This is a genomic window from Nonomuraea sp. NPDC054003, assembly GCF_055585125.1.
This window is the reverse complement of sequence record NZ_JBVJKR010000003.1, coordinates 443764-461388: the sequence shown is the minus strand read 5'-3', so window position 1 is coordinate 461388 and position 17625 is coordinate 443764. Positions and strand designations below refer to the sequence as shown.

General features: G+C 72.4%; 14 protein-coding genes. 9 read left to right on the top strand and 5 right to left on the bottom strand.

What is annotated here, in order from left to right; all coding sequences use genetic code 11:
* Nucleotides 1-16: 16 nt before the first annotated feature.
* Nucleotides 17-175, bottom strand: coding sequence for a hypothetical protein (locus ACZ6YG_RS09725; RefSeq protein ID WP_187281303.1), 159 nt, complete (start codon nt 173-175; stop codon nt 17-19).
* A gap of 113 nt (nt 176-288) precedes the next feature.
* On the opposite strand from ACZ6YG_RS09725, the gene ACZ6YG_RS09720 reads away from it, so the two are divergent.
* The 7 genes from ACZ6YG_RS09720 to ACZ6YG_RS09690 are packed head-to-tail and all read left to right on the top strand — an operon-like array spanning nt 289 to nt 8921.
* On the top strand, nt 289-1458 hold the full coding sequence (locus tag ACZ6YG_RS09720) for a hypothetical protein (RefSeq protein WP_271275711.1): 1170 nt from the start codon (nt 289-291) through the stop codon (nt 1456-1458).
* Nucleotides 1455-3641: a serine/threonine-protein kinase gene (locus tag ACZ6YG_RS09715; protein ID WP_466017686.1), complete on the top strand. Its 2187-nt coding sequence runs from the start codon at nt 1455-1457 to the stop codon at nt 3639-3641. The genes ACZ6YG_RS09720 and ACZ6YG_RS09715 overlap by 4 nt, the downstream gene beginning before the upstream one ends.
* Nucleotides 3641-4822, top strand: a complete 1182-nt coding sequence (locus ACZ6YG_RS09710; protein ID WP_466017807.1) for a PP2C family serine/threonine-protein phosphatase — start codon at nt 3641-3643, stop codon at nt 4820-4822. Before ACZ6YG_RS09715 ends, ACZ6YG_RS09710 begins: the two co-directional genes overlap by 1 nt.
* Nucleotides 4815-6098, top strand: a complete 1284-nt coding sequence (locus tag ACZ6YG_RS09705; RefSeq protein ID WP_364228477.1) for a vWA domain-containing protein — start codon at nt 4815-4817, stop codon at nt 6096-6098. Before ACZ6YG_RS09710 ends, ACZ6YG_RS09705 begins: the two co-directional genes overlap by 8 nt.
* On the top strand, nt 6098-6733 hold the full coding sequence (locus ACZ6YG_RS09700) for an FHA domain-containing protein (protein WP_466017685.1): 636 nt from the start codon (nt 6098-6100) through the stop codon (nt 6731-6733). Before ACZ6YG_RS09705 ends, ACZ6YG_RS09700 begins: the two co-directional genes overlap by 1 nt.
* Nucleotides 6730-8118: a hypothetical protein gene (locus tag ACZ6YG_RS09695; protein ID WP_466017684.1), complete on the top strand. Its 1389-nt coding sequence runs from the start codon at nt 6730-6732 to the stop codon at nt 8116-8118. The genes ACZ6YG_RS09700 and ACZ6YG_RS09695 overlap by 4 nt, the downstream gene beginning before the upstream one ends.
* Nucleotides 8115-8921 (top strand): transporter substrate-binding domain-containing protein, encoded by an 807-nt coding sequence (locus ACZ6YG_RS09690; RefSeq protein WP_397198064.1) that lies wholly within the window; start codon nt 8115-8117, stop codon nt 8919-8921. The genes ACZ6YG_RS09695 and ACZ6YG_RS09690 overlap by 4 nt, the downstream gene beginning before the upstream one ends.
* A 46-nt stretch (nt 8922-8967) precedes the next feature.
* Here ACZ6YG_RS09690 and rpoD read toward each other — a convergent pair whose 3' ends face one another.
* From rpoD to dnaG, 3 genes are all read right to left on the bottom strand, one after another.
* A complete protein-coding gene (rpoD, locus tag ACZ6YG_RS09685; protein ID WP_372452512.1) occupies nt 8968-10071 on the bottom strand; it encodes an RNA polymerase sigma factor RpoD in 1104 nt (367 codons plus the stop codon).
* A 291-nt stretch (nt 10072-10362) separates the two neighbouring features.
* A complete protein-coding gene (locus ACZ6YG_RS09680) occupies nt 10363-11106 on the bottom strand; it encodes a hypothetical protein (RefSeq protein WP_466017683.1) in 744 nt (247 codons plus the stop codon).
* A 62-nt stretch (nt 11107-11168) separates the two neighbouring features.
* Nucleotides 11169-13010, bottom strand: coding sequence for a DNA primase (dnaG, locus tag ACZ6YG_RS09675; RefSeq protein ID WP_466017682.1), 1842 nt, complete (start codon nt 13008-13010; stop codon nt 11169-11171).
* A 175-nt stretch (nt 13011-13185) separates the two neighbouring features.
* Between dnaG and ACZ6YG_RS09670 the strand changes: the two genes are divergently transcribed.
* Nucleotides 13186-14070 carry a M23 family metallopeptidase gene (locus ACZ6YG_RS09670; protein WP_219549759.1) on the top strand — a complete coding sequence of 295 codons (885 nt, stop codon included), beginning with the start codon at nt 13186-13188 and terminating at the stop codon, nt 14068-14070.
* Nucleotides 14071-14075: 5 nt separating this feature from the next.
* On the opposite strand, the gene ACZ6YG_RS09665 is transcribed toward ACZ6YG_RS09670, so the two are convergent.
* Nucleotides 14076-15296, bottom strand: a complete 1221-nt coding sequence (locus tag ACZ6YG_RS09665; RefSeq protein WP_364228463.1) for a deoxyguanosinetriphosphate triphosphohydrolase — start codon at nt 15294-15296, stop codon at nt 14076-14078.
* An 83-nt stretch (nt 15297-15379) separates the two neighbouring features.
* Here ACZ6YG_RS09665 and ACZ6YG_RS09660 point away from each other — a divergent pair, with 83 nt between their 5' ends.
* Nucleotides 15380-16882, top strand: a complete 1503-nt coding sequence (locus ACZ6YG_RS09660) for a M48 family metallopeptidase (protein ID WP_466017681.1) — start codon at nt 15380-15382, stop codon at nt 16880-16882.
* Nucleotides 16883-17625: the final 743 nt, after the last annotated feature.

Here is a 17625-nt window from a genome sequence, read left to right as displayed (position 1 = left end):
GGTAAGCCCGAGGACGCTACGTCCCGCTGCTCCGCTTCGTCAGCAGCATGACGCCGGCCGCGACGGCACCGATGATGAGCGCCCACTTGAGCAGGTCGAAGATGAATCCGACAAGTGGCCCGAGCAGGATAAATGCCGCGATGATGGCTGCGATGACCAGAAGTATTCGTCCCATGACTTGAACGGTACGAGATCCTTTAAGCGGATTGCAGGTAAGACAGGGTTCAATCAGGGACAAGTCAGGGTCCCCCCTATGGCATCGGGAGCGTGATGAGCCAGGGCCCACCCATGAGCAGAGAAGGCGCCGAGCACGCGCTGCGCGCGAGGGCGGCCGAGCGTGACCGCATCTCGGGCGACCTGCTCGATCTGGAGTCGCACACGACCTACCAGTTACTCAAGGGCGCCTCCTTACGCGACGCGACCCGGCTCCGCTGGGAGGAGGCGCAGGCCGCGCTGGCCAGGCTCTGGTCCCTGTACGACGCGTACCGGGGGGTGCTGCGCGACGCGGAGCAGGTCAGGGCCGAGCGGTCCCGGCTCGGCGGCGAGCAACTGGAGGCGCTGACCGCGTTGCTGTCGGGCCGGTCGGTGCTGCTGAAGGCGCCGGCCAAGCCCGTCGAGCAGCGCTCCCTGCTTCCCCCGGTGGAGGAGCGGCTGACCCTGGACGAGACCGTCCTGCGGATGGACGCGGCCTTCCAGCTCGCCACCGACGCGCTCACCGAGATCGACTCCGTCTGGTCGGCGCTGCTCCCCCGGGTGGACTCGGCCGCCGCCGCGCTCGCCGGGGCGCGCGAGCTGGGCAGCCGGCTGGGCGAGCCGGTCGACCTGACCCGCCAGGACGCCGACCTGACCCGCCTTCGCGCCGCCGTGCTGGCGGACCCGCTCGGATCGGGACACGTCAAGCAGGAGCTCGACACGCTGGTCCGCCACCTGGAGAACGTCCGCGCCGACCTGGAGCAGGCGCTGACGGTCAAGGACGAGTACGGCGCGCGCAGGGAGAACCTGAAGGCGGCGCTCGACCTCGTACGGGCGGCCGAGAGCGAGGCGCGACTGGCGCACGGCGCCGTCGTCGTCAAGATAGCGCTGCCGCCGCAGGCGCAGCCCAGGAGCGGCGTGCCTGAGCTGGAGGCCGCGCTGGCGGCGTTGGACGCCTCGGCCGACTCGTGGCTGGAGCGGGCCAGACGGCTCACGGTGCTGGAGCGACAGGCCGTGGAGGCCGAGGCGAAGGCGGGGGCGGCGGCGCGGGCGCTGCGCGGGCTGCTGAACAGGCGCGACGAGCTGCGCGGCCTGCTCGGCGCCTGCCAGGCCAAGGCCGCGCGCACCGGCATGGTCGAGGATCCGGCCGCGATGCGGCTCTACGAGCGGGCACGCCTGCTGCTGTGGAGCTCGCCGTGCGACCTGACGAGGGCGGCCGCGGCCGTCGACGAGTACAAGCGGGCGATCAACGGAGGTGGGCGATGACGTCGTGCGCGCAGCCTGGCTGCACGGGCACGATCGACGAGGGTTACTGCGACCTGTGCGGTCACGCCGCCGTCTCACCCCCGGTGGCCGCGCAGGCGAGCGGCCCGGCGGAGGGCTCGGTCGGGGTGTGGACCGGGCACCCGGCCGTGTCGCAGCCCGCCGGCGTCACCCGGCCCGTACGCGGGACGGGGCCCTCCAGCAGGGGCGTGTCGGGGCCGATGAGCAGCGGCCGGTCGCGCGCCGGTGTGCTCGCGGAGATCGCCGATCTGCCGTCCGTGCCGTACCGCGACCCCGCGACCGCGGTGCAGTCCGACCCTCAGGTGCCGGAGAACAAGCGGTTCTGCGCCAAGCTCGACTGCGGCAAGCCGGTCGGCCGGTCGGTGGACGGGCGGCCAGGCCGCACCGACGGGTTCTGCCCGCACTGCCGGACGCCGTACTCCTTCTCCCCCAAGCTGGCCAAGGGCGACCTGGTGGGCGGCCAGTACCGGGTGCTCGGCTGCCTGGCCCACGGCGGCCTCGGCTGGATCTACCTGGCCTCCGACGAGAACCTGGACGGCCGCTGGATGGTCCTGAAGGGCCTGCTCAACACCGCCGACGCCGAGGCGCTCGCGGCGGCGGAGGCCGAGCGGCGCTTCCTGACGATGGTCGACCACCCGAACATCGTCAAGATCTTCAACTTCCAGCGCTCCGGCGGCCTCGGCTACATCGTCATGGAGTACGTCGGCGGCCAGTCGCTGCACGAGCTGCGCGGCCAGGGCCCGCTGCCGCTGCGGGAGACGCTCATGTACGGGCGTGAGATCCTGCGCGCGTTCGCCTACCTGCACGAGCACGACCTGGTCTACTGCGACCTCAAGCCGGCCAACGTGATCCGGGTCGGCAGGCGGCTCAAGCTCATCGACCTGGGCGCGGTGCAGCGCGTCGGCTCGCCGCCCGGGTCCTCCTGGGTGACGACCGGCTACCACGCGCCCGAGCTGGACACCCAGCCGTCGTCCGTCGCCTCCGACCTCTACACGGTGGCCAGGACCCTGGCGGCGCTGGCCGTCCCCGGGTTCAGCCCCACCAGGGGCGGGGTGGCCGCGCCGCTGCCGGACGACTGCGGCCACGAGTCGTTCGCCCGGCTGCTGCGCCGCGCCACCGACCCGGACCCGGCCGCCAGGTTCCACAGCGCGCAGGAGATGGAGGAGCAGCTCGTCGGCGTGCTGCGCGAGATCTCCGCGCTGGAGGACGGCGTGCCGTACCCGGCGCCGTCCGCGCTGTTCGGGCCCGAGCGGGACGCGGTGGGCAGGGCGCTGTCCGACGACCCGCAGCGGGTGTTCGACGCGCTGGACCCGATGGCGGCGGTGACGTCGCTGCCCGTGCCGCTGGCCGACCCCGCCGACCCCGCGGCCGGGGCGCTGGCGGGGCTGGCCGGCAGCCACCCGCACGAGCTGGCCGCCCAGGTGGGGGCCATGCCGGAGACGCCGGAGACCCGGCTGACGCTGGCCAGGCTGGCGGCGGAGGACGGCTTCGCGGGAGTGCGGGACATGCTGGACGACCTGGACCGGGCACTGCCCGGCGACTGGCGCGTCACCTGGTACCGCGGCGTGGCCGGGCTCGCCGTCCGCGACCCCGATCTCGCGGTGAGGTCGTTCGACCGGTGCGTGTCGATGATGCCGGGAGAGCGGGCGCCCAAGCTCGCGCTCGGCTTCGCGCTGGAGCTCGCCGGTCGCGATCCGGTCCCCTGGTACGAGAGCGTGTGGCGGACCGACCACGCCTACGTCAGCGCCGCCTTCGGGCTGGCCAGGGCGGGCCGGACGGCGGTGCTCGACGAGGTGCCGGCGTCCTCCAGTCACCGGGTGGCCGCGCAGCTCGCGCTGGTGGCCGCCGCCGCCCGCCGGGACCCGCGGGCGCTGCACCCGGGCGAGCTGACCGCCGCCGCCGACCGCCTGGGCAAGCTGGCCGACCTCGACCCGCGCCGCCGCAAGCGGCTGACGGCCGAGATCCTGCGTGCCGCGCTCACCTGGCTCGACGGCAACCAGCCGGCGCCCGGCGCGCGGGTGGCGGACACCCCCTTCACGGAGCGGGGCGTGCGCGGGCGGCTGGAGTCGATCTACCGCGAGCTCGCCGGCGCGGCGTCCTCGCGGCAGGAACGGTACGCGCTGGTCGACCTGGCCAACACCGTCCGGCCCCGGACGTGGCTGTGATGTGCCCGCTGTGCGAGGCGCCCGTGGCCCGGGGCGACTCCTTCTGCGAAGCCTGCGGCCACCCGCTCGCCTCCCCCTCCTGCGTGTCCTGCGGCGCCGCCGCCGTGGACGCGGAGGGCTACTGCGAACGCTGCGGCGTGCGCCAGCCCACGGCCAGGGACCATGCCGAGTCCGTCCTCCCCCACGGCGCCGCCGCCGTCACGGACCGCGGCCTGCGCCGCGCCCGCAACGAGGACGCGGTAACCCTGCTAACGCTCACCCCACCCCCGCCGAACCCGATCCCACCAGAAGCGACCACCATCCCTGTAACCACATCAGCCCCAAGAACCCCCCCACCCGGCCCGCCCCGAACAGGCGGGACAATCCCGCCAGAGACGCTCCCGCCCCGCGCGGCGGGGGCTGTCCCGCTAGGGACGCCTCCCGGCGCGACCCCGGCAGACCCGGCGGGGACTTTCCCTCCTCCCGGCGCGACCTCAGCAGGCAGGCCGGTCCCGTCGGGCACGGCCACTTCCGGCGCGGCGGGGACAGTCCCGTCAGGGACGTTTCCTCCCAGCGTGACTCCAGCAGGTGGGGCGGTCCCGTTGGGTGCGGTCGGTTCGGGGACCATCGCGGTGGTTTGTGATGGGGTGGGGAGTTCGCCGCGGGCTGATGAGGCGGCGGCCGCGGCTGTGGCGGCGGCAGCGGCGGCGCTGGCGGAGGGGCGGCCGCACGAGGAGGCGTTCGCGCTGGCCGGCCTGGCGGTGGGCAAGCTCGCCAGCTCCCCCGACCATGCCCCGGCCTGTACGTACGTGGCCGCGGTCGCACGCCCCGGCGAGATCACGCTCTGCTGGGCGGGCGACACCCGCGCGTACTGGCTCGCCGACGTCCCCGCCGCCGGGGGCGTGCGGCGGGAGGGGACGCTGCTCACCGAGGACGACGTGGCGCCCACCGGGGAGATCACCGCCTGGCTCGGGGCCGACTACCCCGACGTGCGCCCCCGTACGCGCGTCTTCACGCCGCCGGGACCCGGCCTGCTGCTGGTGTGCAGCGACGGGCTGTGGCGCTACCTCGCCGGCTACCGCTTCCCCACCGAGGGAACCCCGCTCGACCAGGCCCGCCAGATGCTGCGCCACGCGCTCGACTCCGGCGGCCACGACAACGTGACCATCGCCTTGATCCCTCTAGGAGGCACGCATGGGTGACCAGCCCTCTTTCACCTTGCAGATCGACCAGAACAAATTCCTCCCGGTGGACGGCCGGGAGGTGCACGCCATCCTCACGATCGGCTCCACCGGCGCGGCCGTGGCGGAGACCGCCACCGAGGCCGCCGAAGTGATCATCGTGGACACGTCGGGTTCGATGAGCGGCAGCAAGATCCGTGACGCCCGGACGGCCGCCGCCACGGCCGTGGAAACACTGCGCGACGGCGCGTACTTCGCGGTGGTCTCCGGCACCTCGACGGCCAAGGTGATCTACCCGCACGGCCACGGCCTGGTCCGGGCCACCCCGGCGACCCGGGCCGAGGCGCAGCAGGCCATCTCCAGGCTGACGGCCCGCGGCGGCACCGCGATGGGCGAGTGGCTCAACCTGGCCGGCCACCTGCTGTCGGCGCACCCGAACGCGGTCCGGCACGCCATCCTCATGACCGACGGCCAGAACAACGAGCGCGAGGAGACGTTCCAGCACGTGCTGCGCGCCTGGAGCGGCAAGTTCGTCTGCGACAGCCTCGGCGTCGGCGCGGACTGGGTGCCCGCCCAGCTCCGCATGGTGTCGGAGGCGCTGCTCGGCAGCTTCGAGTTCGTCAGGAACCAGCACGAGCTGGCCGAGTTCTTCCGCCGGATCACCCAGACGGCGATGGCCAAGACCGTGCCCGACCTGTCGCTGCGCGTGTGGGTGCCGCAGACCGCCACGCTCAAGTTCGTCAAGCAGGTCTCGCCCACGCTGCTCGACCTGACCGGCAAGCGCGCCGACGTCAACCCGATGACCGGCGACTACCCGACCGGCTCGTGGGGTCAGGAGGAGCGCGAGTACCACCTGTGCGTGGAGGTCGCCCCCGGCCAGATCGGCCAGGAGATCAGGGCCGGGTGGGTGAAGCTGGTGCGGCCTGACACGGACGAGGTGCTGGCCTCGGGCAACGTGCTCGCCCAGTGGACCGACGACCTGGCCCAGTCCACCCGCATCAACCCCAAGGTCATCCACTACACCGGCCAGGCCGAGTTGCACCAGCTGATCCAGGACGGGCTCAGCGACCGCGCGGCCGGCAACGTGGAGGCCGCCACCGCCCGCCTGGCCAGGGCCAGGAAGATCGCCGCCGACTCGGGGCGCGAGGACACCGCGCGGCTGCTGGACAAGGTGGTCGAGGTCGATCCCGTCCAGGGCACCGCCCGGCTGGTCAGGAACGTCGACAAGGCCGACGAACTGGAGCTGGACACCGGCTCCGTACGCACGAGCAGGCTCCGCAGGACGGAGGGCGGCTGATGGCGACCTGCCCGCAGGGGCACGCGTCGAGCACCGACGACTACTGCGACGTGTGCGGGACGCAGATGTCCGCGCCCGCCCCGCGGCAGCCGGCGACGTCCCAGCCACAGGGGTCGCGGCCCGCGGAGAGCTGCCCGATCTGCGCCACCCCGCGCGTCGGCCAGTTCTGCGAGGTGTGCGGCCACTCCTTCGACGGCGGCGCGCTGCCCGCGCAGACCTCGGTGGCCGGGGCCCGCTGGGAGGCGGTGACCGCCGCCGACCGCGCCTACTACGACCAGGTCATCGCCCAGAACGGCCCGGACGCCGCGGCCATGGCCTTCCCCCCGTACTGCCCGGAACGCTCGTTCCCGCTCATCGGCGAGCAGGTGCGCATCGGGCGCAGCCGCAGGGGCCGTGACCTGACGCCCGAGATCGATCTGGCCGGGCCGCCGACCGATCCGGGCGTGTCGGGCCTGCACGCGGTGCTGCTGGCCACGCCCGGCGGGACCTGGATGCTGGTCGACCCGGGCTCGGCGAACGGCACCCAGGTCAACGGCAAGCCCGTCACGGTGAACGTGCCGGTCCCGGTGGGGCCGGGCGACCGCATCCACCTCGGCGCGTGGACCGTGATCACGATCAGGGAGGGCACGCCTTGACGGTGACGCCGATCTCACCCACGCCGCCCGCACCGCACCAGGCCGCGCCTCCGGTCAGGCGGCGGGCCGCGCGCAGCGTGCCCGGCAGGGTCCGGGTGCTCACCGGGGTGGCGGCCGCGGCGCTCGCGCTGCTGTTCGCCGCCGTCGCCGCCGGCGGCACCACCGCGGGCGACGGCCTGCGCGTCATCGGCCGCGACGCCGGCCCCCAGGTGGTCGCCACCTCCGGCCTGTACTTCGGGCTGAGCGACATGGACGCGCTGATCGCCGACGTGCTGGTGATGGGCCCCGAGGACGGAGGACTCAGGGCCAAGGCCCTCGCGCGGTACGAGCAGCAGCGCTCGGCCGCCAACCTGGCGCTGCTGGAGGCGTTCCAGCTGGCCGGCGACGACCAGGCGGAGCGCCGTACCATCCAGTCCGTGCTGGACGGGCTGGGCCGCTACGAGCAGCTGGTCGCGCGGGCGCTGCTGCTCGACAGCCAGTCCAGTCACGCCGCCGGGGACCCGCCCGCCTCGGTCCTCGGGGTCTACCGGGACGCCACCGACCTGATGCGCCAGGTGCTGCTGCCGCAGGCCTACAACCTGACGCTGGAGAGCGGCACCATCGTGCGCCGCACCTACGACGACACGGCCGGGATGCTGCCGCTGGTGCGGGCCGCGGTGATCGTGGCCGGGCTGCTCGCGCTCGGGTGCCTGCTGTACCTGCAGGTGTACCTGGCCCGGCGGTTCCGCCGGGTGCTCGGGCTCGCGCTCGTCGGCGCCACCCTGGCGACCGCGGGCGCGATGGCGGCCGGGCTGAGCGTGATCCAGCGGGACATCGACTTCCTGCGGACGGCCAAGTTCGAAGGCTTCGACTCGGTGGTGACGCTGGCCAGGGCCCGCGCCATCGGCAACAGCATGCAGGGCGACCAGAGCCGCTTCCTGCTGGACAAGGAGCGGGCCGACACCTACGAGCACCGGTTCCTGGACAAGTCGCAGCGGCTGATGTACGTCGAGGCGGGGAGCCTGGCGAAGTACCAGACCGCGGTGCGGGGGGCCGAGGACTTCCGGGGCATGCTGGGCCCCGAGCTCGCCGGGGTGACCGCCAAGCCCGTGCTCGACGCCTACCTCCGCTACCAGGAGGCCGACAGCCTGATGCGCGCGCGGGCGGCCACGGGCCGCACCGGTGAGGCGGTCGCGATCAGGCTCGGCGAGGTGCGGCAGGCGTTCGCGAAGTACGACGAGGAGCTCGTGAAGGTGGCCGACCGCAAGCAGAGCGTCTTCGCCTCGGCGGTCGACCGCGGCGAGCGGGCGCTGGACGAGCTGTGGACCGTGCTGCCGTTCGCCATGGGCGGCATCGGCGTGCTGCTGGCCCTGGGCGTATGGCCACGACTGAGGGAGTACCGTTGAAGCGGCTGATGATCGTGATGCTCGCGGCGGTCGCGCTGGTGGCCGCCGGATGCGGCGCCGGCGCCCCCGGGTCCCTGCTCGACAAGGACGAGATCGTCATCGGCGTCCGGCCCGACCTGCCGTCGGTGGGGTTCAGGAAGGGCAGCGGGTTCGAGGGCTTCGACGTCGACGTGGCCGCCTACGTCGCCGAGCGGCTCGGCAAGGACTACCGGCTGGTCCCGGTGCTGGCCGCCGAGCGCGAGGACGCGGTGCTCTCCGGCGAGGCCGACCTGGTCGTGGCCACGTACACGATCAGTGAGGACCGCAAGCAGAAGGTGCTGTTCGCGGGCCCGTACCACATCTCCTACCAGGACATCCTGATCCGGCCCGACGAGAGCCGGATCAAGGACGTGCGCGACCTGCGGGGCCGGCGCATCTGCGAGGTGGAGGGCGCGAACGCGGCCCAGCGGGTGGTCGAGGAGCGCGGGGTGGCGGCGGAGGTCAAGCCGTTCCCCGACTACCAGGCGTGCATGGTGGCGCTGAAGCAGAACCAGGTGGACGCCATCACCACCAACGACGTCATCCTGGCCGGGCTGGCAAAGCAGGACGGCGGCGGGCTGCGCCTGGCCAACGCCCAGTTCAACGAGCAGCGGACCGGCATCGGCATGCGCCGGGGAGACGTGGCCGGGTGTGAGGAGGTCAACCGGGCGATCACCGACATGTACCAGGACGGGACCGCCGCCAAGCTGCTGCGCGAGTGGTTCGGCGGCACCGGCCTGGACTTCGGCACGGTCGCGGTGCCGCAGTTCGAGGGCTGCTCGTGACACGACGGCGGGCCGGGGAGGCTCCCCGGCCCGCCGTCGTGACCACTCAGTCCAGATAGTCGCGCAGCATCTGCGCCCTCGTCGGGTGGCGGAGCTTGGCCAGGGTCTTCGACTCGATCTGCCGGATGCGCTCCCGGGTGACGCCGAACTCCCTGCCCACCTCCTCCAGCGTGCGCGGATGGCCGTCGGCCAGGCCGAAGCGGAGCTGGATGATGCGCTGCTCGCGGTCGGACAAGGTCGCCAGGATGTCGTCGAGCTGGTCCTGCAGCATGATGAACGCCGCCGCCTCCATGGGCACGACCGCGTCGGCGTCCTCGATGAAGTCACCGAGGTCAGAGTCCTCCTCGCCGATCGGAGACTGCAGCGACACCGGCTCCTGCGCGATGCGCTGGATCTCCACGACCCGGTCGACGGGGAGGTCCATCTCCTTGGCGATCTCCTCCGGGATCGGCTCGCGGCCGAGGTCCTGGTGGAGCTGCCGCTGCACCCTGACGAGCTTGTTGATCGTCTCCACCATGTGCACGGGGATGCGGATGGTCCGCGCCTGGTCGGCGATCGCCCGCGTGATGGCCTGACGGATCCACCAGGTGGCGTAGGTGGAGAACTTGTAGCCCTTGGTGTAGTCGAACTTCTCCACGGCCCGGATCAGGCCGAGGTTGCCCTCCTGGATCAGGTCCAGGAACAGCATGCCGCGGCCGACGTACCGCTTCGCGATCGACACCACGAGCCGCAGGTTGGCCTCGATGAGGCGCTGCTTGGCCCGGGTGCCCTGCCAGACGAGCTCCCTGAACTCAGGGAAGGCCAGACGCGAGACCCCGTTGCCGAGCTTGTCCTCCGCGAACAGGCCGGCTTCGATCGACTTGGCGAGCTCCACCTCCTCTTCCGCCGTCAGCAGCGGCACCCGGCCGATCTCCCGCAGGTAGATACGGACCAGATCACTGGTCGGCGCCCGCTTGCCTACGTCTTCCTCATCGGCGCGGGTGGTCTCCTCGTCGCCCTGGGGCTCGAGGACCTCCACACCGTTCTCGGCGAGCATCCGCACGACGCGCTCCAGCGCGTCGGAGGGAAGCTCGGATCGGTCAAGCGCGGCTGCGACGTCATCGACGGTTACGCTCCCGCGCTCCCTTCCCTTAGCGACGAGGTCCGCCACCTGATCTACGGATGGCGGTCCACTTGGCAGCACCGATGCACCCACGGGAGACAGTCTGCAGTATTGGTTCCATAAAATGGCAGACCCATTTTTGTCACCGAAGGTAAGGCCTTCACCCTTACCGAATTGAGATCCCTTTAAGGTTTAGCCGGAGTTTGATCAGGAAAGTAAAGTCAATTACGCGGTCTGGATTGGTGTGTCCGGCTCGGTGAAGCGCCGGACACATGGGTCTTGCTGCCCGGATGCCGCTTTGTGCGGCATTACCGGGTCTACCACTCGGCTATGCGCCGATCAGCCGCCCGCGTGGTAGACGGTCCCGCCGGCGGGCCTGTCGTACGTTTCGACGATCTCCGCCCGCTTCTCATCGAGATCCACGCGCACCCACCGGCCCATTCCCCCGCCGTCGCCGCGTACGGTCACCTCCGCCGTTCCGGTCCACGTCGCCGCGGCCGGGCGGACCCCAGTCGGAAGCGGGACCCTCGCGGTCACCTTCCGCGACCCGAGGTCGTAGACGATCACCGACGGCCGCTCCCCCGGGACGTACACGGCCAGCCGCCGTCCGTCGGCGGCGGCCGCCGCCACCCTGGGCTGGTCGTCGCCCCCGCCGTCGGCCACGGACGAGGGCCGGCGGGGCAGGTTGTGGGCGACCACCTGCGGCGGCACGTCCCTGCGCAGGGTGCGCCCGCGCGGATCGGTGACCCGCATGCTCTCCTCCACCCGCAGCAGTTCCCCGCCGTCGCCGCTGAACCCGGCCGTGCAGGAGAAGCCGTCCTCGGCCGGGAGCGTGCCGACGGCCCGGCCCGAGCGCACGTCGTACACCCGGATCCGCCTGCCCGCGTCGTTGGGCAGGTACGCCGGCCGCGACCCGTCCGGCGACAGCAGCAGGCGGGTCTCGTCCACGCCGACCTCGTTCGCGGGCTGCTTGACCGTGCCGCCGCAGTTGGGCAGCCATCCCGTCCGCACCGGGACGTCCGCGACGGCGACGCCGCCACCGCCCGCCAGGACGGCGGATCCCGCCACCAGAACGGTCACCATTCGGATCTTCACGGGGTGTTGGACAGAGGCCGCCCGGCGAAAGTTCGCCGGCCTCCGGCGGGCTAGCTTCCGGCCGCCCGGTCGCGCAGGACCCGGCGCTGCTGCTCCAGGGCCACCAGCTCGCCGAAGAGCTTGTTGTATTCCTGCTGCTCGTCGACCGGGTTGAGCCGCTGGATGCGGGACTTCACCTGGGCGATGGCCCGGTCGACGGCGATGGCCTCGATGGCCGCGAGCATCGCGCCCGCGTAGCGCTCCTCGGCGTGGGAGTCGGCCTGGATGGTCTCCACCGCGAACCGGGTCACCAGCGCCGCCGCGCCCTCCTCGTGGGCGTGTTCGAGCAGCCGGTCGACCCACGGGCGGCCGCCGTGGCCCGCCGCCGCCAGCCCGCCCGCCGCCGCTATCAGCCGCTGCAGCGTCACGTGGTCGGGCGCGGTGAACGCCTGCGGGTCGAGCGCGTCGAAGCGCGGCCCGAGCAGCGCCGGCCGCTGCACGGCCAGCTTGAGCAGCTCGGCCTCCACCCGTACGTGCGGATCGACCGGAGCGGGCCGGGGGGCCTGCTGCGGGCGGCCCGTCTGCGCCCGCCCCACCTCGGCGATGCGCTGCATGACGAACCGCTCGTCCATGAACCCGAGCCACCGGTCGAGGTCGATGGCGTAGCGCTTGCGCAGCCCCGCGTCCTTGATGCCGGCCACGATCGGCGCCGCCGCGTCGAGCGCCGCGATCTTGCCTTCGTTGCTGCGCAGGTCGTAGCGGTCGATCGTGCTGCGGATGGCGAACTGGAACAGCGGCTCGCGGCTCGCGACCAGGTCGCGCACCGCCGCGTCGCCCTGCTTGACCCGCAGGTCGCACGGGTCGAGCCCGTCGGCCTGGATGGCGACGTAGGTCTGCGTGACGAACTTCTGCTCGTCGGCGAAGGCCCGCAGCGCCGCCTTCTGGCCGGCCGCGTCGCCGTCGAAGGTGAAGATCACCTCACCCCGGAACTCGGCCTGGTCGAGCAGGAACCGGCGCAGGATCTTGATGTGCTCCTCGCCGAACGAGGTGCCGCAGGTCGCCACCGCCGTCGGCACGCCCGCCAGGTGGCAGGCCATCACGTCGGTGTAGCCCTCGACGATCACCGCCTGGGCCCGCTTGGAGATCTCGCGCTTGGCCAGGTCGATGCCGTAGAGCACCTGGCTCTTCTTGTAGAGCGGGGAGTCGGGGGTGTTGAGGTATTTGGGGCCGTCGTCGGAGTCGAGCAGTTTGCGGGCGCCGAACCCGATCACGTCGCCGGTCGAGTCCTTGATCGGCCAGATCAGCCGCCCGCGGAACCGGTCAATCGGCCCGCGCCGCCCCTGCTTGGCCAGCCCGCCCTTGACCAGCTCCTCGGCGCTGAACCCGCGCGCCAGCAGGTGGCGGGTCAGCGCCTCCCACTCGGCCGGGGCGTAACCGACCTGGAACAGCTCGGCGTCGGCCCGCTCGAACCCCCGCTCCGACAGGAACCGCCGCCCCGCGCCGGCGTCGGGAGCGAACAGCTTGGCGGCGTAGAACTCCGCGGCCAGCCGGTGCGCCTCGATCAGCCGCGCCCGCTCGCCGTGGTCGCGCCGCGGCACGTAGCCACCCTGCTCGTACTGCAACTGGATGCCGGCCCGCTGCGCCAGCCGCTCGACCGCCTCGCCGAAGGTCAGATGCTCGACCTTCTCCACGAAGGTGATCACATCACCGCCTTCGGAGCAGCCGAAACAGTAGTACATCCCCCGCTCGGGGGTGACGTTGAAGGAAGGCGACTTCTCATCGTGGAACGGGCACAACCCCTTGAGGTTGCCGCCTCCGGCGTTGCGCAACTGGATGTGCTCGCCGATCACGTCGGCGATGGGGGAACGCTCGCGTACGAGCGCGATGTCGACGTCACGGATCCGGCCAGCCACGCCGGTGAGTCTATGCGGAGCGCCCGACACTTCTCCCACTGAGAGCGATGTGACCTGCGGGACGGAGAGGAAGCAGCGGGATGGAACAGGTCGCACCCGTTGGTCCGAAAGACGTTATGGGACCGCTCCCTGTCGGCTACAAAGGTAAAGGTTGTCCTCGGATACGGTGGAGATCATGCGAGCGGGGCGGATCGGCCTGTTGGCGGCGTCGGCCGGCGCCGCGCTGCTGGTGAGCGGCTGCAGCCAGCCGGCCGGGATCGCGGGCGTGCGGTCGGCCGCCACCACGTCCGGCGCGGGCTCCGCGGCGGTGACCTCGCCGGCCCCGACACCGGCCCCGCAGGGCCCCGTCGAGCCGCCCGCGGGCGACGACCCGGTGCGGGTGCCGCCGCCGAAGCTCTCCAAGTACACCTACACCTTCCCCGTCAAGGGCTGCGAGGTGACCTACCAGAGCAAGCTGCTGGTGCTGCCGAAGACGACGATCTGGGCGCCGCGGGGATGCGCGTTCGTGGCGCCGGTCGACGGCGTGGTCGACGAGGTCAACACCGCCAACCGGTGGCTGCCGTCCACCGACGAGGGCGCCCACCGCGAGGGCAGGTTCGTCACGGTCATCGGCGACGACGGGGTGCGCTACCTGGGCGCCCACCTCGACAGCGTGGCCGAGGGCATCCGGCCGGGTGTGAAGGTGAAGGGCGGCCAGACGCTGGGCCGGGTCGGCACGTCGGGCAACGCCCGCGACACCGGCCCCAACCTCTACTTCGCGATCTCCTGGAAGACCGGCCCGGCGTTCTGGTGGGTGCGCAGGGGCATGGTCGAGCCGTGGGACTATCTCGACGCGTGGCGGTCCGGCAACCGCACGTTCTCGCCCCGCCAGGAGACGCTGGCGCTGCGCCGCAAGCTCGGCGAGACGCCGCCGTGCCGGCTGCTGTGCGGCGGGAAGCGGGCCGAGCCCGCGTCGGCCGAGCCGACCCCGACGCCGACGCGGAAGAAGAAGCGCGCCACCCCGACGCCGGAGCTCGCGATCACGCTCGCGCCGACGGCGTCGGTCGGCACCGTGCGGTGACGCGCTCAGCGTGACAGCCGCCGGTGCCAGGCGACGGCGGAGGTGTCGGTCAGCGAGGCGATCTGGTCGATGACCACCCGCACGCGGTCCGCGTCGCCGGCCGCCTCGTCGAAGGCGGGCCTGAAGGCGGGCTCCAGCGTGCCGGGCGCGCCGAGGGTGATGAGCGAGGCCAGCTCCATGATCAGCTCACGCTGCCTGGCCTGGTTGGCGTGGTGGTCCTCGGTGGCCATCACGTAGTGGGCGGTGATGCCCTTGAGCAGCGCGCACTCCAGGCGGGTCGACTCGGGCACGACGAGGCTGGTCCGGTGGCGCAGGCCGTACGACTCCCTGGTGGCCGTCTGGGCGGCGCGGCAGAAGCGGCCGATGAGCCCGCTGGTGAGCGCCTTGAGCCCCGCCAGGTCGGAGAGGGTGGCCGTGAAGCGGCGGGGCCACGGCGGGGCGGCGACCAGCTCCGCGAAGAGCTCCTCCAGCTCGGCGAGGTCGGCGCCGGGCGCGTACCAGGTGCGGGTCGTCACGCAGACGGCCGCGCGCTCGGCGGGCGAGCGCAGCGCCTCCGGGACGACGTGGCCGGAGTGGAGCGCGTCCTCCAGGTCGTGCACCGAGTAGGCGACGTCGTCGGCCCAGTCCATGATCTGCGCCTCGAAGCTGACCCGGCCGTCGGGCGCGCCGTCCCTGATCCACCGGAACACCGGCAGGTCGTCGTCGTAGACGCCGAACTTGGGCGACTCGCCGCGGGTCCACGGGTACTTGATGGAGGCGTCCAGCGCGGCCCTGGTGAGGTTGAGCCCGGCGCTGGTGCCGTCGTCGGCGATGACCTTGGCCTCCAGCCGGGTGAGCAGCCGCAGGCTCTGCGCGTTGCCCTCGAAGCCGCCGCAGGGCTCGGCCAGCTCGGCGAGCGCCGTCTCCCCGTTGTGGCCGAACGGCGGGTGGCCCAGGTCGTGGGCGAGGCAGGCGGTCTCCACCAGGTCGGGGTCGACGCCGAGGGTGGCGCCCATCTCGCGGCCGACCTGGGCGCACTCCAGCGAGTGGGTGAGCCGGGTGCGCGGGATGTGCTGGCCGGCGCCGAGCGCCTCGGCCGGGCCGACCACCTGCGTCTTGGCGGCGAGCCTGCGCAGCGCGGCGCTGTGGAGCACCCGTGCGCGGTCTCGTTCGAACGCGCTGCGCTCGGGGTTACCGGGTGGTTCGGGCACCCAGCGTGCGGTGTCGTGTTCGTCGTAGCCGGCCATAAGGGAGCGATTTTATCCGGTTTCCGGTTTTCGCTAGGGTCGAAGCCACGCCAGAGTCCCCCCGTCCCCGGGAGCCCTCACCCATGACGACCGCGTTCCGGGCCGTCCTCGCCTTCTGCCTGCTCGCCGGCTTCTACGTGCTCGTCGGCGTGATCGTGCTGGCGGCGGTCGCGCTCGACGTGCTGCTGATCATCGACTTCCACGCCAACTTGATCAAGTTCGCCGTGGTGCTGACGCTGGCCGCCGCCGCGCTCGTCCGTACGCTGATCATGGTGAGCCGCAGGCAAAGCGGCGAGCAGCCGGGCGTGGCGGTCACCAGGGAGCACGAGCCGGTGCTGTGGCAGACCGTCGAGGACCTGGCCCGCCGGGTCCGCACCGCGCCGCCTGACGAGATCCGGCTGCTGCCGGACGTCAACGCGGCGGTCGCGGAAGACACCCGGTTCCTCGGGCTGAAGGCCACCAGGCGGCGCATGTACATCGGGCTGCCGCTGCTGCAGACGCTCACGGTCGACGAGATGCGGGCGGTGCTCGGGCACGAGCTGGGCCACTACAGCGGCGCGCACACCCGGCTCGGCGCGCCCGTCTACCGCGGGCGGGTCTCGCTCATCGCGACCGTGCGAGGCCTGGACCGCCACCCGTTCGTCCAGCGGCTGTTCACCTGGTACGCCAAGCTCTACATGCGGGTGTCGCAGGCCGTGTCGCGCAGGCAGGAGCTGGAGGCCGACGAGCTCGCGGTGGCGATCGGCGGGCGGCAGGCGATGGCCGACGCGCTGCGCAAGATCCACTACACGGCGGCGGCCTGGGAGCTCTACACGGCCACGTACCTGTCGATGGCGGGGGCGGGCGGCTGCCGGCCCGCGGCCGTGTTCGGCGGCTTCCAGTCCATGCTGAACGACGAGTCCCGGCGGGCCCAGCTGACCGAGCTGGCCGCGCGGCCCGAGGAGACGTCCCCGTACGACTCGCATCCGAGCCTGGCCGAGCGGCTGGCGGCGGTGGAGCGGCTGCCGGAGCCCGAGCACGTGCCCGACCCGCGCTCGGCGCTGATGCTGCTGCACGACGCCGACGTGGCCGCCAACGCCGTGGAGGGGTCCCTGTGGACGCCGCAGGCGGCGGCCGCCCTGCGTCCGGTGTCCTGGGACGAGCTGGTCTCACAGGGCATGTACGAGGGTCGCAACGCCGAGGCGCTGCGCGACCTCGCGGTGGCGGGCGCCCGGGTGGTCGGGGCGTCCAGGCCGTACCTGGACGCGGCCTTCGAGGCCATCGCCAGAGGGCGTCAGGCGGAGCTGGAGGCGGCTCTGCGCGAGCTGGGGTGGGCCGCCGAGGAGGGACTGCTCGCGCGCGTGCTGGGCGCCGCCCTGGAGGGGCTGCTGATCCAGCACGGCCAGGCCCGCTGGGCGCTGTCCTGGTCGGGGCCGGCGCGGCTGCTGTACGACGACGGCGAGGAGGTGGCCCTCTCCGGCTACGCGGCCCAGGTGTCCGCCGACCCCGCGGCCATCGGCGGCCTCCGGACCTGGCTCGGCGACCTCGGCGTACGCCACGACTACATCCCAGCCAACGCCGAACCAACCCCCATCCCGTCCCCCTGACCTCCCCCGTACGACCCCCATCCTCAAGACTCTCCGTACGGGGTCTTCCCTCGTACGAACCCTCGCCCGTACGAGACCTCCCCCCGACAGGACGCGTCCCCGAAACTCCCCGTACGAGACCTCTCCTCGTACGAGACCCTCCCCGGGCAGGACGCGTCCCCGAAACCTTCCATACGGGACCATCCCCCGGACGAGACCGTCCCCGAACCCCCATACGAGACCCTCCCAGGCAGGCCCCGTTCCCGAAACTCTCCGCGCGGGACCATCTCCGCACGAGACCATCCCGGGAAGTCTCCGTACGGGACCTTCCCCGTACGAGACATTCCCTGAGGTAGGACGCGTCCCCGAGACCCTCCGTACGGGACCGTCCCCCGGACGAGACCGTCCCCGAACCCCCATACGAGGCCTTCCCCAGGCAGGACCCGTTCCCGAAAATTCCCCGCGCGGGACCATCCCCGCGCACGAGACCATCCCGGGAACTCTCCGTACGGAACCTTCCCCGTACGAGACATTCCCCGAGGTAGGACGCGTCCCCGAACCTCCGCACGGGACCATCCCCGTACAGGACCCTCCCTGCACGGGACTATCCCCCGGACGGGACCCGTCTCGGAACTTCCCGTACGAGACCTCTCCTCGTACGGGATCTCCCCCCAGATAGGGCGCGTCCCCGAAACTCTCCGTACGAGACCTCTCCTCGTACGGAATCTCCCCCAGATAGGGCGCGTCCCCGAAACTCTCCGTAC

What these genes read in the sequence shown, in the direction of transcription:
- ACZ6YG_RS09725 (WP_187281303.1), bottom strand. Translation starts at nt 175, where the DNA reads ATGGGACGAATACTTCTGGTCATCGCAGCCATCATCGCGGCATTTATC.
- ACZ6YG_RS09720 (WP_271275711.1), top strand. Translation starts at nt 289, where the DNA reads ATGAGCAGAGAAGGCGCCGAGCACGCGCTGCGCGCGAGGGCGGCCGAG.
- ACZ6YG_RS09715 (WP_466017686.1), top strand. Translation starts at nt 1,455, where the DNA reads ATGACGTCGTGCGCGCAGCCTGGCTGCACGGGCACGATCGACGAGGGT.
- ACZ6YG_RS09710 (WP_466017807.1), top strand. Translation starts at nt 3,641, where the DNA reads ATGTGCCCGCTGTGCGAGGCGCCCGTGGCCCGGGGCGACTCCTTCTGC.
- ACZ6YG_RS09705 (WP_364228477.1), top strand. Translation starts at nt 4,815, where the DNA reads ATGGGTGACCAGCCCTCTTTCACCTTGCAGATCGACCAGAACAAATTC.
- ACZ6YG_RS09700 (WP_466017685.1), top strand. Translation starts at nt 6,098, where the DNA reads ATGGCGACCTGCCCGCAGGGGCACGCGTCGAGCACCGACGACTACTGC.
- ACZ6YG_RS09680 (WP_466017683.1), bottom strand. Translation starts at nt 11,106, where the DNA reads ATGGTGACCGTTCTGGTGGCGGGATCCGCCGTCCTGGCGGGCGGTGGC.
- ACZ6YG_RS09670 (WP_219549759.1), top strand. Translation starts at nt 13,186, where the DNA reads ATGCGAGCGGGGCGGATCGGCCTGTTGGCGGCGTCGGCCGGCGCCGCG.
- ACZ6YG_RS09665 (WP_364228463.1), bottom strand. Translation starts at nt 15,296, where the DNA reads ATGGCCGGCTACGACGAACACGACACCGCACGCTGGGTGCCCGAACCA.
- ACZ6YG_RS09660 (WP_466017681.1), top strand. Translation starts at nt 15,380, where the DNA reads ATGACGACCGCGTTCCGGGCCGTCCTCGCCTTCTGCCTGCTCGCCGGC.